This window comes from Tautonia sp. JC769 (assembly GCF_040717455.1).
Lineage (GTDB): Bacteria > Planctomycetota > Planctomycetia > Isosphaerales > Isosphaeraceae > Tautonia.
The window spans coordinates 47,169-62,881 of the sequence record NZ_JBFEFH010000026.1; the positions used below are offsets into that span (position 1 = coordinate 47,169).

General features: G+C 66.8%; 16 protein-coding genes. 3 read left to right on the forward strand and 13 right to left on the reverse strand.

Features of this window, described 5'->3' with window-relative positions:
* Positions 1–189: 189 nt before the first annotated feature.
* From AB1L88_RS21435 to AB1L88_RS21445, 3 genes are all read right to left on the reverse strand, one after another.
* Positions 190–912: a YqaA family protein gene (locus tag AB1L88_RS21435; RefSeq protein WP_367098741.1), complete on the reverse strand. Its 723-nt coding sequence runs from the start codon at positions 910–912 to the stop codon at positions 190–192.
* A 132-nt stretch (positions 913–1,044) separates the two neighbouring features.
* Positions 1,045–1,512 (reverse strand): biopolymer transporter ExbD, encoded by a 468-nt coding sequence (locus AB1L88_RS21440; protein WP_367098742.1) that lies wholly within the window; start codon positions 1,510–1,512, stop codon positions 1,045–1,047.
* Between the two features lie 99 nt (positions 1,513–1,611).
* Positions 1,612–2,562 (reverse strand): MotA/TolQ/ExbB proton channel family protein, encoded by a 951-nt coding sequence (locus tag AB1L88_RS21445; RefSeq protein ID WP_367098743.1) that lies wholly within the window; start codon positions 2,560–2,562, stop codon positions 1,612–1,614.
* A gap of 286 nt (positions 2,563–2,848) precedes the next feature.
* Here AB1L88_RS21445 and AB1L88_RS21450 point away from each other — a divergent pair, with 286 nt between their 5' ends.
* Positions 2,849–3,193 carry a hypothetical protein gene (locus AB1L88_RS21450; RefSeq protein ID WP_367098744.1) on the forward strand — a complete coding sequence of 115 codons (345 nt, stop codon included), beginning with the start codon at positions 2,849–2,851 and terminating at the stop codon, positions 3,191–3,193.
* Between the two features lie 53 nt (positions 3,194–3,246).
* Here the strand turns inward: AB1L88_RS21450 and AB1L88_RS21455 are convergent, their stop codons facing one another.
* A complete protein-coding gene (locus tag AB1L88_RS21455) occupies positions 3,247–4,017 on the reverse strand; it encodes a hypothetical protein (protein WP_367098745.1) in 771 nt (256 codons plus the stop codon).
* Positions 4,018–4,430: 413 nt separating this feature from the next.
* On the opposite strand from AB1L88_RS21455, the gene mqnE reads away from it, so the two are divergent.
* On the forward strand, positions 4,431–5,582 hold the full coding sequence (mqnE, locus tag AB1L88_RS21460; protein ID WP_367098746.1) for an aminofutalosine synthase MqnE: 1,152 nt from the start codon (positions 4,431–4,433) through the stop codon (positions 5,580–5,582).
* A gap of 494 nt (positions 5,583–6,076) precedes the next feature.
* Here mqnE and AB1L88_RS21465 read toward each other — a convergent pair whose 3' ends face one another.
* From AB1L88_RS21465 to AB1L88_RS21505, 9 genes are all read right to left on the reverse strand, one after another.
* The gene (locus AB1L88_RS21465; protein WP_367098747.1) at positions 6,077–8,095 is read right to left on the reverse strand and encodes a prolyl oligopeptidase family serine peptidase; all 2,019 of its coding nucleotides are present in this window, start codon (positions 8,093–8,095) and stop codon (positions 6,077–6,079) included.
* A 103-nt stretch (positions 8,096–8,198) separates the two neighbouring features.
* On the reverse strand, positions 8,199–8,906 hold the full coding sequence (locus tag AB1L88_RS21470) for a hypothetical protein (RefSeq protein WP_367098748.1): 708 nt from the start codon (positions 8,904–8,906) through the stop codon (positions 8,199–8,201).
* Between the two features lie 22 nt (positions 8,907–8,928).
* The gene (locus AB1L88_RS21475; protein ID WP_367098749.1) at positions 8,929–9,834 is read right to left on the reverse strand and encodes a UbiA-like polyprenyltransferase; all 906 of its coding nucleotides are present in this window, start codon (positions 9,832–9,834) and stop codon (positions 8,929–8,931) included.
* A gap of 16 nt (positions 9,835–9,850) precedes the next feature.
* Positions 9,851–10,492, reverse strand: a complete 642-nt coding sequence (locus AB1L88_RS21480; protein ID WP_367098750.1) for a flavin prenyltransferase UbiX — start codon at positions 10,490–10,492, stop codon at positions 9,851–9,853.
* Complete coding sequence (ubiE, locus tag AB1L88_RS21485; protein ID WP_367098751.1) at positions 10,489–11,241, reverse strand: bifunctional demethylmenaquinone methyltransferase/2-methoxy-6-polyprenyl-1,4-benzoquinol methylase UbiE; 753 nt, start codon at positions 11,239–11,241, stop codon at positions 10,489–10,491. Before ubiE ends, AB1L88_RS21480 begins: the two co-directional genes overlap by 4 nt.
* Before the next feature lie 144 nt (positions 11,242–11,385).
* Entirely contained in the window at positions 11,386–11,601 is a 216-nt protein-coding gene (locus tag AB1L88_RS21490) for a type II toxin-antitoxin system HicB family antitoxin (RefSeq protein ID WP_367098752.1), read from the reverse strand.
* 8 nt (positions 11,602–11,609) lie between these two features.
* Complete coding sequence (locus AB1L88_RS21495; protein ID WP_367098753.1) at positions 11,610–11,798, reverse strand: type II toxin-antitoxin system HicA family toxin; 189 nt, start codon at positions 11,796–11,798, stop codon at positions 11,610–11,612.
* A 90-nt stretch (positions 11,799–11,888) separates the two neighbouring features.
* A complete protein-coding gene (locus AB1L88_RS21500) occupies positions 11,889–12,341 on the reverse strand; it encodes a hypothetical protein (protein ID WP_367098754.1) in 453 nt (150 codons plus the stop codon).
* A gap of 122 nt (positions 12,342–12,463) precedes the next feature.
* Complete coding sequence (locus AB1L88_RS21505; protein ID WP_367098755.1) at positions 12,464–12,949, reverse strand: AAC(3)-I family aminoglycoside N-acetyltransferase; 486 nt, start codon at positions 12,947–12,949, stop codon at positions 12,464–12,466.
* A gap of 1,027 nt (positions 12,950–13,976) precedes the next feature.
* Here AB1L88_RS21505 and AB1L88_RS21510 point away from each other — a divergent pair.
* Positions 13,977–15,278, forward strand: a complete 1,302-nt coding sequence (locus tag AB1L88_RS21510; RefSeq protein ID WP_367098756.1) for a hypothetical protein — start codon at positions 13,977–13,979, stop codon at positions 15,276–15,278.
* Positions 15,279–15,713 lie beyond the last annotated feature (435 nt).

A 15,713-nucleotide genomic window follows, 5' to 3' on the forward strand; every position in this document is an offset into this window, starting at 1 on the left:
GCAGAGCAACCCGAACCGGGACGACCCGTGGCCGGAGCCCGCCCCGGGGTCCTTGTCGGATTCCGGGACCGACATGGCAGGGCCACGCGACGGAGCCTCGGGCGAACGGGACCGGAGCCGTCCTGCCCTTTGGACCTGACACCGGCCCCAACGCGGAGACTCCGTTCGAGTGAGCTGCGGTTTCGCCCCTCAGAGCACGAACTTCAGCACCGCGAAGCCGCCGACCAGGAGCACCACGAACAGCACGGCCAGCAGGTTGAAGTACTTCTCCACGAACACCCGGGCCGGCGGCCCCCACGTCTTGATGATCCAGGCGACCACGAAGAACCGGAGCCCCCGCGAGGCGATCGAGGCCAGCGTGAAGACGATCAGGTTCACCTGCGCCACCCCGGCCGTCACTGTCACCAGCTTGTAGGGCAGGGGGGTCAGCCCGAAGATGAACACGATCCAGGCGTTCCAGTGGTCATACACCTGGAACAGGTACTCCCCGCCCAGCCGATCGGCCCCGATCGACCTGATCAGGTAGCCGGGCATCGCGATGTCGTCACGCCCGTCGACCGTCACCAGCTCCACGTGTGCCAGGTTCTCGACGATCCAGACCCCCACCGTCTCCCAGGCGGCATAGCCGATCGCATACCCGAACATCCCGCCCAGCACCGAGGCGACCGTGCACCAGAACGCCAGCCGTATCCATCGCGTCGTCGCGGCCAGCACCAGGGGGATGAGCAGGACATCCGGCGGGATCGGGAAGACGCTGCTCTCGATGAACGAGATGGCCATCAGGACCGGCAGGCCGTAGCGCGTCTCCGCCCAGCTCAGGACCCAGTTGTACAACCGCCGATGCAGGGCCCACTTCGAGACCGGTTGCGCGGCCTCGGTCGCCACGGGGGCGGGAACGTCGTGCGATGCCATGTGCGGGCAAGACTCCTCAACGAGACGAAACGAAAACGCCCAGGCCGAGCAACAAGAGCGGAAGCAAGCCCCCGGCATCGCTCGCGATCGGTCGGATCGAGTCCACTCGATCCCGAGTTCACCCGATCGGGTTCATTCCCTTCGTGTCCCTTCAATCCAATTCAGGCCGTCCGAGGGGGCCGCGTCCGGCCGGGGCCGCACCAGCAGCGAGACGTTCTTGATGCCGGCCGCGTCGCAGCTCGACAGCACGTCGGCCAGGTCCTGGAAGCTCAGGGCCGCGTCCCCCCGGATCTGCACCCCTTGCTCGTCGTAGTTCGCCCGGGCCTCTTCCAGCACCTCGCGGAGCCCTTCCAGGTCGTACTCCTCGCCCCCCACGGCCACCCGGCCCGGCTCGATCACCGTCAGCCTCATGTCCTCGGGCGCGGCGGTCAGGGGGGAGGCGTCGCCGACCTCCGGCACCCGGACCTGGAACTGCAGGTCGTCCCAATCGTACAGCCTGGAGGCGACCATGAAGAAGATCAAGAGGCAGAGGATGACATCCACCATGGGCGTCATGTTGATGAACGGCATCTCCTCGGCGTTCTGTCCATCACCCAGCATGAGGGGCCTCGGCTCCGTCTCGGCCTCGAAGTCTCGTCAACAGGACGCGGGGCGAATCAAAAAGGGCAAGACCGTCCCCGATCGCGGGCCACCCCCGCCTCACAGGGCGCGTGACTCCGGGCGGGCACGCTCGGCGGCGGTCAGGCCCGGCATCCCCCGCCGATCGTTCCCGGCCCACGACTCGGCCGCCACCAGCTCGATCACCCGCCTCACCTGCTCGTCCAGATCCCGCACCAGCCGGTCGACCCGGCTCAAGAGGTAATAATAAGCAATCACCGAGACGATCGCGATCGCCAGCCCGAACGCCGTCGCCACCAACGCCAGGCTGATCCCGTTGGCCAGCGCCTGCCCCCGCGAGGCATCCTGGACCGCCGGGCCCCCCAGCGCGTCGAACGCCTCGATCAGGCCGACCACCGTCCCCAGCAATCCCAGCAGCGGCGCCAGCGTCGCCGTGCCGTTGAGCACCCGCACGTTGCGCTTCATGTCCGCGATCTCCGACGCCGCGTCGGCCTCGACCGCCTGCCGGATCGCCGTCGCCGGCTGCCCCCAGTAGCGGATCGCATGGCCGAAGATCCGGGCCACCGGGCTCTCGTGCGCCCGGCAGAGCTCGGCGGCGCGGTCCCGATCGAGCTTCCCCGAGGACAGCCGCTCCAAAAACCGCTCGACGAAGTCCCTCGGGATTACTCGGGCCCGCCTCAGGGCCACCATCCGCTCCAGCGTGAAGCCGAGCGTGGCCACCGAGCACAAGACCAGGGGAATCAGCATCGGGTTGACGCTTCGGAGCAGCGACAGGACACTCGAAGTCCCCACCGGCGCGGCCTCCTCGGCGTCGACTCCGGCCGCATCGGGGTCCTCCGGGTCCGCCCCGATCGGCGACCCGGTCAGGCCGTCCACCACCGCCTCGGCCACCGGATCGTCCGGCCCGATCGGCCCGGGTTCTTGCGGCTGCTCTTGCTCTTGCGCCCAGGCGATCGACACCATCACGCCCAACAGCGCCGCCAATCGCACCGCGAGCCGAAGACCCGGGACACCTGCTCGGACTCGGCCCATCGGGCACCCTCCCGGCCATCTCGATCATCTGGCCCGGCCCCGATCGCTTCCCAGAAAGCCCGATCAGGCCCGTTCCCCTCCTGGTTCGCGCGGGCCAACGCACACCCGGCACGCCTCCGCCCATCCGACTTTGTTCCGACGACGATTCTAGCGGCCCCGCTCCCCCTGTCAATTCAATCGAATTTCCGGGCCGGAACGAACTTGCACCCCCCTCCGCCTCGTATACAATACAGGCGTACATCGCGCGTAAACTTGGGCATCACGGCGAGGCGAGGAGCAGGCGGCCATGGCTCGATCACTGACCGCGACCCGGGGCGATCACCGTCCCGTCGCAGCGAAGGGACACATCGCTCAGCTTTATTTAACGATCGGCAGCACGCCGTACCACGTCCGGCCGGTCCTGGCCGACCCGGTCCTCGCGCGCCGGGCCTTCCAGTTGACCAAGCCCGACGGCACCCGCTACGACGTCTCCCAGGCCCATCACGGCCTGACCTGCGACTGCCCCGACTTCATCTACCGCCGCGACGGGCTCGACCCGCTCGGCTGCAAGCACATCCGCGCCCTCGTCTCCTGCGGCCTCGTCGAGCGCACCGAGCAGGAACTCCGGGCCGCCTCCCTACTCCCCTTCTAGGAGGCGGCTCCGTCCCCCGATTGATCATCCGGGCCGATCTCGCCCGATCGGCCTCACGTCCACCGGCCCTCCACCAGCGGCCTGACCATCTTCGGCGACCGTTGCAGTTTCAGCTCGCGCATCACCTCGGCCCGATCCACGTCTTCCTCCTGCGGGTCGAGGTCGATCCCCAGCTCCTCCGAGACGTCGTCGTGGGCGCCGATCAGCATCAGCTCGGCCCCCTCGTGGTTCAGGAACGACGGCGGATCCACCGCGACGAAGCGCCTGCCGTCGAACCGCTTCTGCAAGGTCTTGGGAAAATCGGCCCGCCGCGACTCCGACAGCCCCGCCCCCTTCGGCGACGACGCCTCCGGGTTCTTCACCGAGAGGATGTAGCTGGCCTCGGGCTGGATGTTCAATTCGTTCTGCACCGCCCCGGGCTGCTCGGGCAGCTCGAGCGCATAGGCCAGGTGCGTATGATCGCCGTGCCGGACGATCGCATACACCCCCTCGCCGGCCGGCCGCGCCGCCGGCTGATGCCGGGTCCCTCGGGTCTTCGTCTCGTACGTCTCCGCGGCGAACTCCTCGTGCGCCTCGTCCCGATTCGCGCAAATCTTCGACACGAACGCCCAGTGGCGCGAGCCGCCGTCCTCCAGCTCGGGCATCGTCTTGCGGCCCAGGGTGATCACCCGATAGCGCCTGGCTTTCCTCGGATGCAAGACCATCATCACCCGCTGGATGTCCTCCAGCCCCTCCGGGTCCGATTCCTCGACCCCCGGCCGGTACAGGAAGAAGATGTCTCCTCCCTCCAGCAGCTCAACTTTGGCCTTCTCTGATTTCGCCATCGTCAGGGTCCTCCGCCCGGTCTCGGGGGTTCGAATCGGCTCGACGGGCCGGCTCGACGCCCGCAGGGGTGTCTCGATCTCTCCGACCTCGCACCCCTGACAATTCCCTGCAGACCCAGTGCCAGCCGCCCATCAATCCCCCCGATCAAAACGCGCCGCCGAAGCCGGGGACTGCGACCTCGCGCCGAGCCTCGGAAACCCAGCCTCGAAACCACCTGGCCCTCATCCGAATCGTTTCTTCCTCGCCTCTCCTCCTCTCCGCGCCTCTTGCGTCTCTGCGCGCAATTCCCCTCCCCATTGCCCCGCTCCCCCCTTCGAACCGCGCCTTGATGGTCCGTTCAATTCCGACTAAACTTACTGACGAAACCGGGCCTCCCGGGACGAACTTCCTCAACAAACCTGGACCCCCTCGCATGGCGACCGACGACCCCCGACTGCTGGAGATCCGCGAGAAGGTCGAAGCCGGCCGTCGCCTGAGCTTCGACGACGGCCTGGCCCTCTACGCCTCGAACGACCTGTTCACGATCGGCGAGCTGGCCAACCTCGTCCGCGAGCGCTACAACGGCAATTACGCGTATTACAACGTCAACACGCATATCAACCCCACCAACGTCTGCGTCTATAAATGTGACTTCTGCGCCTTCCGCGCCGACCTGAACGACGAACGCGCCTACACCATGGGCGAATCCGAGATCAAGGAGCGGGCCGAGCAGGCCCACGCCCGAGGCGCCACCGAGCTGCACATCGTCGGCGGCCTGCACCACAAGCTCCCCTTCCAGTACTACGTCGACGTCGTCCGCTGGGTGAAGGAGGCCGCCCCCGAGATCCACGTCAAGGCGTATACCGCCGTCGAGTACGAGTGGTTCCGCAAGATCGAGCGCGGCTCGTCCCTCCGTGACATCCTCCAGCGCCTGCTCGACGCCGGCCTCGGCAGCCTGCCCGGCGGCGGGGCCGAGATCTTCCACCCCGAGGTCCGCGACAAGATCTGCGGCGCGAAGGCCTCGACCGAGACCTGGCTCGACGTCCACCGCACCGCCCACCAGCTGGGCCTGCACTCGAACGCCACCATGCTCTACGGCCACATCGAGCGCCCCGAGCACCGGATCGACCACATGATCCGCCTCCGCGAGCTGCAGGACGAGACCGGCGGCTTCCAGACCTTCATCCCCCTGGCCTTCCACCCGGACAACTCCCGGATGGACGAGATCCCCAAGCCCTCCGGCGTGATGGATCTCAAGACCATGGCCATCAGCCGCCTGATGCTCGACAACTTCCCGCACATCAAGGCCTACTGGATCATGCTCGGCATCAAGACCGCCCAGGTCGCCCTCTCCTTCGGGGCCGACGACCTCGACGGCACCGTCGTGCACGAGACCATCTACCACGAGGCCGGCGCCGAGACCCCCGAGGAGATGACCATCGACGAGATCCGCCGCCTCATCACCGAGGCCGGCCGCGACCCCGTCGAACGCGACACCCTCTACCACCGCATCGAGCGCGACGGCCCCCGCTGGTGGCCCGGCGAGCACATCGACGTCCCCGCCCTCGCCACCGTCGTCCGCTGAGCAACGATCACCCGCCCTCGCCGGATTATGACGCTTCTTGGACTACCGCTTCCCGTCAAACCTCGTGGGCTCCGGGTGCCCCGGGTTCCGCGCAGCGGACCCCGGGCCGAGTGGCGGTGGGCCCATGCGACTCCGCCCGGGGTCCGCTGCGCGGAACCCGGGGCACCCGCCGAATCACCGTGAACCCACCGATTCAGACGGGATTCGGTCGTAGGGTGCTGTCGAGTCTTCGAAGACGCCCCTCCGGCCTTCGATCCCGGATCGGTGCGTCTTCGAAGACTCGACGACACCCTACCGGACCCGACGCTCTCGGACAGAACGAGCCGCGGTGTTCCCAACCCTCGCCCCTCTGGGGGAGAGGGTGGCCGTCAGGCCGGGTGAGGGGGCTGTGCCCCGAACGCCACGCCCCGCCATCCGAACCTAGCCCCCCGTCCCAGTGATCGCGGCCGGAGGGGCCAGGACCGCTTCGCCCGAGCATCCGTCTGATGCTCGCCTCACTCCTCCTTCACCTTCCACCCCTCATCAAAGAATCCCGACGCCACCACCTCTCCCTCCCCACCGTCCCCGATCCGGAACACCGCATAATCCCCGAGCCTCGGGAAGAGCAGGGCATTCGTCCCCCGGAACGCGTCGGCCCCGAACGTGTGCCCGCTGTTGATCACCACGTACCGGGTCAAGCTCACCGGATTGGGCACGATCAAGGCCGGTGCATGATCGGCCGCCCCCTTCGCCTCCGCGAACCCGACCCGATCGCGCGTCCACGACACCGGAAGCCTCGGCAACAGTTGTCCCATCAAGCGATTGGAACCGGGGTCGCCGAACAGGATCAGGTGAGACCGCTTGAAGTCCTCGGCCGTCACCTCCGTGTCATTCTTGACCGGCAGGTCCCCCCGCATCCATCGGTCCCAATCCGCCGCGAACCGCTCCAAGCGCGCATCGGCCCAGTCCTGGACCGCCGGATTCCACGGCGTCCCCGTCCCCCTGACGCACAAAAACGGCCCCATGAACGCATCGTCAATCGGCCCCTGAAGCCCCGGATGCTTGCGCGTCCTCGTATTCAACTGCACGGCCCGCGACTGCTCGTAATCGAGCACGATCCAGTTCTCCCCCTCGCGCCGATAGTACGTATGCGGCAACAGGTTCCCCCCCGCATCCGACAGCGGCAGCGTCACCCCGTCGATCCTCGCGCGCTCCGCCACCTGCCGCTCGACCGCCAGCACCGCCACGTTCTCGGTCGCGATCTCCACCACGTCGCGGTCGTCCGGGTCCACCTCCGCATCGACCGTGGCCCGCCGGTAATGCTCCAGCAATTCCTCCACCTGAATCCACGCCGCCCGGTTGTACCGGGTCGTATACGTCACGAACCGCACCCGGGGCGCATCGTAATCCACCCCCCGGCTCGCATGCTCATCCAAAAACGCGTCGATCACCTCCTTGCTCGCCGGGTCCACCCGGTGCCCCATCCCGGCCCCCACCACCCGGAGGAAATCCAGCCCCTCGGCCCGCGTCTGCAAGCCCTCGGTCGTGGTCGCGAACCCCAACTCATTCAGCGCCTGCACGATGTTCTCCGACGCCTGCAACTGCGGGTCCTCCTCCCCCCCGTAGCCGACCATCGGCACGTTGAACGCATTGAGCGCGTAATCCACCGCGTCGTAAATGTGCAATCCCTTGCGCTGATACTCGGGCAGATCCGTCTGCCTCGCATACCTGATCGTCTCGCTGAATCCCGCCCCCGCCTCGACCCCCGCCCAGGTGCTCGGGTGGTGCAACCCCAGGTGCCAGGCCCCGGCCCCTCCCATCGAGAACCCCCGCAACACGATCCGCTCCGGATCGATCCGCTCGGTCCGGCGCACAGCGTCGATCGCCTCGAACACGTCCGACTCCCCCGCCCACCGATACGCATTATTCCCGCGCCCATACACGTGCAACACAATCCGATCGCTCAATCCTTCCGGCGCAACCTTCCCGTCGTGATCCCGAATGAACCTCACTTCATTCAAGCGCGCGTTCCTCCCGTGCAACACCACATCGAGCCTCACCCGCTTCGACCGATCCAGCCCCTCCGGCCGATACACCGCATACGGCTGCACCGACCCATCCACGAGCGACCGATACCCCCTGACCACCCCTCCCGCCGACGCTTCCCACGGCCGATCCCCCTCGATCGCCCGCCCCGCCCGTTCGAGGCCCCGATCGAGCGCCTCGATCGTCCACCGCGCCGAATCCTCCTCGAAATATTCCCCATGCCGCACGATCCACTCCGCCGCCTTGTGGAAGACCTCCACATCGGCCAGCGCGTCCCCCAACTCCTTCTGCTCGGGGGTCAACGCCTCCTCCAGCCGATCAAGCTGCTCGGCCAGCCTCGCCGTCTTCTCCCGAATCTCGGCGAGTTGCTCGTCACTCGGCGGATGCCCCTCGTCCTGGGCCTCCGAACGGGTCGGGACGAGGACGAGGAAAAACAGGAGGGTGATCGTCAGTCGAGTCCCCAGGCGGGGCTGCATTTCGTTCATCATCACGGCTCCGGGTCGAGCATGCGGGGGTTCCCGTCGGCTTCGCCGCCTCCGGGTTCGCACGATCCCCGAGTTTATCACGGATGGATGCCGTGCCCCACCCGGCTCAGGGTCCGATCCGCTCCAGCGCCGCGACGTAGTCCGGATACAACCGCTCGACCTCCCGCTGCACCCTCCTGGCCTCGCGGTACGGCCGGAGCCGCCCGAGGATCAACGCCGGGGCGATCAGTGCGGCCGCCACCGCGAGCGCCACCGCCTTCCAGCGACCCGGCCCGACGACGACCAGGCTCGCCAGCAGTCCCACGGCCACGAGCGCCGCCAGGCAGCCGATCGGGGCGAGCCGATTCATTAACGAGTGCTGGAACCGCTGCGCGTCCGTGAGCCGTTCCGCCAGCCGGCCCCCGAGGAACCCTTCCGGGTAGTCCATCTCATACAGCGTGATCGCATAGGATCCCGCAGGGATCTCGCAACGCTCTCCCATATGACGATGCTTGCGGAGGAACGAATCATCGTGACGAAAGGTGTACTCGATCCCCGCGAAGACCAGTTCCCCGCCCGGCACCTCGATCCCGCCGCCGCAGAACTCCGAGGCCCTGGCATGGGGAGCGAGTCCTTCGGGCAAGACGCCGTCGGTGCAGAGCCCCAGACTGTAACCGCCATCGGCCGCGGTATTCATCCAGACGAGCCGCCGCATCTCATCGAGTTGCTCGATCGCGTCCATGGGGTCGTCTGTATCGTCATACCCCTCGGGAAACACCTCAGGGTCGAACAGGACCATCGAAGCTGCGTCGGTGCCGCCCTCAAGGACGATCATCTCAACCTCCCTCCGGGGACGGTCAGACCAAGAGATCCACCACCCCGACCGCCAGCAATCCCAGGCTGATCCCGATATTCACCTGAAAGAACGCCACGTTCACCCGCCCCAGGTCGCTGGGACGCACGATCGCATGCTCATACACCAGCAAGGCCGCCACCACCGCCACGCCCGCCCAGTAAATCACCCCGAACGCCGGCACGCTCAGCCCCAGGGCCACCAGCGCCGCCACCATCGCCGCGTGACTCGCCGCGGCCAGCCGCAAGGCCCCCGCGATCCCCAGCCGCGACGGGATGCTCCTCAACCCACTCGACCGGTCGAAGCCCGCGTCCTGACACGCATAAATAATATCAAACCCGCCCACCCAGCAGAGCACGACCACCCCCAGCAACACCGGCGGCCAGTCCAGGTCCCCCCGCAGCGCGATCCACGCCGCGATCGGCGCCATCGCCAGCGCCGCCCCCAGCCAGTAATGCGCCAGGCTCGTGAACCGCTTCGCATACGAGTACCCGAGCAACCACAGCAAGACCGGCACCGACAGCACCATCGGCCACCGATTCTCCGGCAGGAACAACGCCGTCGCCCCGATGAACAGCACGGCATTCACCACGGTGAACACCGCGACCGACCGCACCGAGAGCCTCCCGCTCGGCAGGTGCCTCGTCGCCGTCCTCGGGTTGTTCGCGTCGATCCGCCGATCGACCAGGCGATTGAACGCCATCGCCGCCGACCGCGCCGTCACCATGCACAAAAGGATCCCGATCCATTCCTTCGGCCCCGCGTCCGCCCCCCCTCGCGGATCCAGCACCGCCATCGCCGCCCCCAGCAGGGCAAACGGCAGCGCGAACAGGGTATGGCTGAACCGGATCATCCCCAGGATGTCCGCCAGCTTCGCCCAGACGCCGGTCGAACGTGCATCAGTGCTCATCGGTTTCGCATTCCGATCAATCGTCCCGCCCCGCCGGCGGCTTCCCGCCGTATCCCCAACGCTCGATCAGGTCGTTCCCCACGCCGAGTTGGTCGCAGATCCGCCCCACCACGAAATTCACCAGGTCCTCCAGCGAACTCGGGTTGTGATACCACCCCGGCATCGCCGGCAAGACCACCCCGCCCGCCCGCGTCAACGCGGCCATGTTCTCCAGGTGGATCAGGTTCAAGGGGGTCTCCCTCGGCACCACGATCAACTTGCGACGCTCCTTCAAATGAACATCCGCCGCCCTCGTGATCAGGTTCGTCGTCACCCCGTGCGCAATGGATGCCAACGTGCTCATGCTGCATGGGCAGACCACCATCCCCCCCGTCGGGAACGACCCCGACGCGATCCCCGCCGTGAAGTCCGCGTGATGATGGAAGACCACCCGCCCCGGCCCCAGGTCGCCGAACACCCCCGGGTCGAACCGCGACGCCGACTGCCCCGGCGCGATCCCCGTCTCCTCCCTCATCACATGGGCGCCGCTCGAACTGATCGCCAGGTGCACCGTCCTGCCCGACCCGCACAGCACCTGCAGCAGCCTCACCGCATACGGCGCCCCGCTCGCCCCGGTGATCCCCAGGACGATCGGAAGGGGCCCCTCCGCCCGGCTCACGGCTTCGTCCCCACGTACAACGTCGCGATCCCGAACGTCAACGGATGCTGCACCGTCTCGACCAGGCCCCGCGACGCCATCAAATCGAGCATCTCCTGCCCGTCGGGGAACTGCATCACCGTCTCGGGCAGATATTTGTACGCATTATACTGATTCGGCGCGATCGTCTGCCCCACCTTCGGCAGGACATGCTTGAAGAAGGTCAGATACAACCTCCCCAGCACCGGCCCCCTCGGCCTCGAGAACTCCAGGATCGCCACCTTCCCCCCCGGCCTGGCGACCCGGATCATCTCGTCCAGCCCCTTCGCCGTGTCGCTCACGTTCCTCAGGCCGAACGCCACCGTCACCACGCCGAACCCGTCGCTCGGGAACGGCAACCGCTGGGTGTCCCCCTCGATCAACGTCACCCGCCCGTCGGCCCCCCGCTTCCTCGCCTTCTCGTTGCCGATCAGCAGCATTTCCCGGCAGAAGTCCGACCCGACGACCTTCGTCTTCCCCCCCGCCGCCCTGTCGTAGGCCAGCGCCAGGTCCGCCGTCCCCGTGCAGCAATCGAGCACCGGCACCCCCGCTTCCGGCGGCACCGTCTTGACGGTGAACCGCCTCCAGAGCGTATCAATATTCAGGCTCAGCAGGTGATTCAGCAGGTCGTACTTCCCCGCGATCGACGCGAACATCGAGCGCACCCGATGCCCCGACTTGTCGATCTCCGGCGCCGACACCGCGTCGTCCGATTCGGTCTGAGTGGCCACGTTCGTCCCCGTCCGTCCTCAAGGCTCGTTGATCAATCCAAAGGGGCAGCGCCGGCTCCCGTCATTTCCCCCTCGGATGATATAGACGCCCCGCCCGTTTTGTCCACGACGGCCGACCGCCACCCCGTCCCGCCCCCGTCTTGCTCAGGCGTCGATCTCCACATACTCCACCGTGCTCGACGGCTCCGGGATGGGCACGCCATCCTCCCTCATCCCCTCCACGTGCAGCTCAATCGCCTCCCTGAGCAGCCGCTCCGCCTCCTCGGCCGTCTCCCCCGTGGCGACACAGCCCGGCAAGTCGGGGACGTAGGCCGCGTAATTCGAATCGGCTCTCTCGATCACGATCGCAAACCGTCTCATGGTCGTGCTCACTGCTTCAGGCCCGCCTGCTCGAGAATGCTGTTCAGCGTCCCCGGTGGGAGTTCATCGCCCGGTTTCCCGGAAACCGTGATCCGCCCCGGCTTGGTCGGGTGCTTGAATTGCCGATGAGCCCCCCGCGTGACGATGAGCGTCCAGCCGTCACGATGCAGCATCTTCAAAACCGCGCCGACCTTCATTCGCTCAACATCCGCCCACGGAGCTTCGATGCAATCCCTTTCCCAAAGACCGAATCCAGCGGACCCGCGTGCCGCGCCCGATACCTGATCTTACCAGCGTTCCGCCCAGTAAACGACCTCGTCCGTCTCCTCGCTGATCGCCAGGCCCGCACTCGAACCGTGGTTCCACGCGTGACCGGGCGAGCCTCGATCTTCGGCCTCCAGGACATACAAGGTGAACGACGACGGAAACCCGCCCGACTCCCCGGGTCCGGTCCGGAAAACGGTCGTCGGCAGGCCATCCGGTTCATCCCGGTGGCGACTCGTCCCCCCCCCACCCTCGAACCTCCCGATCGCCCGACGGGCACACTGCTCCTCGATCGCAGCCACCTCCCGAGCCGGCAGCGTCAGTCGCAGTTGCAGCCAGCCGCCCCCCTGCAGGAAGCCCGGGAACGACGAGACATCAGCCGAGATCGCCGAACCGGGCACCTCCTCGGGAAAGTGTCCCGCAAGGCTCGACCACCCGTCCCTCAGCGCCCCGTACCGCGAAAGGTCGGTCACCACCTCCGGCGGCTCGAAACGACACCCGATGGAGACACAAAGCCCCAACAGCACGATCCCCTTCATTCGCATGGCCCGTCCCCGGAGATCCCGGGGCCCCTCCCGCCACCAGGAAGCACCGTCGATCACCCTCCACCCGACCCCGTCCCCCCGGGCATCCCCTCGCGTCGTGGAGTAATATCGAAGTGCAGCACGTCCTCCCGCCTACCCAGCTTCGAGTACAGCGCGATCGCCGGCTCATCCCCCCGATCCGCCTGCACGAAGACCACCCACGCCCCCCGCTCGACCGCGATGCCCCTCAGGCGGTCGATCAAGCCCGTCGCGATCCCCCTCCGCCGGTACGGCTCGTCCACCGCGAGGTCATACAGATAGATCTCGCTCCGCTCCCGCTCGAACTTCCGCAGCTCATACGCCGCCAGGCCCCCCACCACCACCCCCTCCAGCACGGCGGCAATCGCGATGAACTCCCGACTCCCCAGCAACCCCCTCAAATACCCCTCACTCGGCCTCGCCCCGTCATAACCCTCCGGATCGCCGAACGCCCTCCCGAACACCGAGAGCATCGCCCCCATCTCCCCCACATCCTCCGGCCCCAGCACCCGATACGTCACGCCGAGCCTCCCTGGATTTGCAACGATATCGCCTGACGACCCAACTCCGCAGACCTCCCGCCGAGGAACCTTGACTCGCGGTGCCTGCCAGGATGATTAAGGCCGCGAACACATAATATTATTGATTAGTGCGCAACCAGACCACCCGTCACGCCGCCCGACCATGATCCCTACTCAACGACTTATTTGCGATCTTTCAACTCGGAAAGAAGACGACAGAGACTTTCGAAGCTTTGAGACCTCAAAATGCTCATAATGTGATGATTATTATAAATTGTTCGAAGATCGTATTCGAAGAGGGCGACGATTTCCTTGTTGGATAGCTGCTTGAGTTCTTTGAGACTAGCAAGCATCTCAAAGAAATTTAGATAACGATACAATTCATCTGTCATCTCAGATGGCTGTTCCGACTGAATATCTCTTATCAATTCGGAGTAAGCTGGGTCAGGCTGATAGTCCAGCACAACCCGGACTTTGTTGTACCGGTTGTTCTCGAAGAACTGCTCGTGCAATGAGGAGAGCCATTCTGCTCGCCGCGTTCGATTCGCGTTCCTGTATGTGCACAGCGCAAAAATGCCGGCGACAATAATCGCTGGGGCTCCTAAGGCCGTAGCCATGTTCGCCGCTAATTCCCAACACATTGGCTACGCTTACCTCTCCTTCGCCGACTCATCACAAATCGGCAAACAATGCCTTGTGTTCTCTCTCAAACGCAAACAAAACATCGTGGGAATAACACGACGGATCATTCGTCGTGTCCCAGGCAATCGAGGGCATTATTTCGTGCTCCTTGCGGTGATGCAAGCACAAAACAGAGTACGTCAAACGACGAGGAGATAGACTGCCCTTAGCATCCATTTTCCCCAATGCGATGACTAAGCCTCCCGTTTTTCCCGATGGTATCGGTATCGGGTCTTCCTCCTCCGGGGCCGTGTTGCGCCCAGCGGCACGCCCCCAGAGCAGCCGAGGGCCCGGGGGCTCGGATCCCCGATCGATCGCATCGCACCACCCCACGAGAGAGGCCGCCATGAGTCACGCACCGATCCCCGGCGAACATCCCCGTCCCGATCCCGCCCCGCAATCCGGCCCCCGGACCGAGGCCGGCCGGCGTCGCAGCCGGCTCAATGCGAAGAAGCACGGACTGACCGCCGCCCTGCCCGACGGCGCCGCCGAGGCCGCACTCATGCAAGGCTTCGCCGACCGCTGGGCCGCCCAGCTCGGGTCCGACACCGAGGCCGAAGAGGCCATCATCCGCGCCTCGGCCGTCGCCTATGCCCGGTTCGAACGCTGCCGCAAGGTCGAGGACGCCACCCTGCTCGACGCCGGCCGCCGCGCCATCGCCGCCTGGGAGAAACGACGGCAGCGGGCCGCCCGCAAGGTCGCTCAGGGGCTGGCCGCCGACCCCAGCAACACCCTGGCCGACCTGGAAGCCGATTCCTTCGGCTGCGAGTGGCTCATCCGCCAGTGGCTCAAACTCGACGCCCTCCTCGAACAGGGGATCCCCTGGGAGCACGACCAGTTCCCCCGCGCCATGCACCTGTTCGGCCTCGCCCCCCGATCTCCCGGCCCCGACGCCTCCCCCCTCATCCAGCGTCTCTGGTACCTCGCCCGCCTCTGCTCCGGCTACCCCGTCCCCCAATCTCCCCAGTTCCCCCAGAATATCGTCTCCGGCCGGATCGCGCTGCGGTCGATCATCGCCGAGGAGCTCGACCGCCTCGAAGCCCTCCGCGACCGGCTCTGGCACGACCACGACCGGGCCGAAGCCCTCTCCGTCGCCCAGGGCGCCCAGATTGACACGAGCAAGGAGGGCCAGCTCCGCCAGCGTTACCGCCGCGAGGCGTACTCGGAGATGATCCGCGGCATCAACCAGGTCATGCGGCTCCGGGTCGAGCGGAGCAAGGACCAGGACCGCCAGTGGCACCAGGCCCACCCCGAATCCGGCCGCCGCCGCGTACCCCCCACCGGGCCGACCGGCGCCGGCTTCCCCAACGTCGACGTCGCCCCGCACTCCCCCGCGTCCCCTCCCGCTGTGAATCCTGATTTCAAACCTGAGCCCGAGCCCGAGCCCGAGCCGTCCCGCTCCCCCCATCCTCCCGCCGCGCCCGACGCCCCGGCCGCTTCCCGAAACGAACCGCAAGCTCCGGCCCCGACTCACAACCCCGATCGCCCGAACCCCATGCCATTCCACGAGATCCGCCCCGAGTCTCCTCAAGCTGACTCCGCCGACGATTGGCGCACCGAGCCGCGCCCGACTCCCCCCGCAGCCGCCCCCATCGCCCCGAACCCGACCTCCAACGCCCCCTCTCCTCGCCCCGACCGCCGCCGATGACCCGCTCCCATCCCGCGATCTCCCCCATCCCCCTCCCGATCGCCCCGGGACCCGGAGACCGTCCGCCCATGCCGATGCCGACCCTCGGCCCTGTCGAATGCTGTTTTCCCATAGGACCGATTCCCGTCAAACCTGGTGGGATCCGGGTGCCCTGGGTTCCGCGCCGCGGACCCCGGGCCGGGGGGCGGCAGGCCCATTGTGACTCCGCCCGGGGTCCGCGGCGCGGAACCCGGGGCACCCGCCGAAACACCGCGGACCCACCGATTCAGACGGGAACCTGGAGTACGCGACCCGACAAACCCTCCAGAACCGCCACCCCCCGGCCCCCCCAATCAGCCCCCCCGAAACCACCCGAGCATGGCCAAATCGCCCGAGATCACTAAGCTATCCCCAGGGAACGTCGCCCGCCCGGCTTCGCCATCCCTGGCCCCCGAT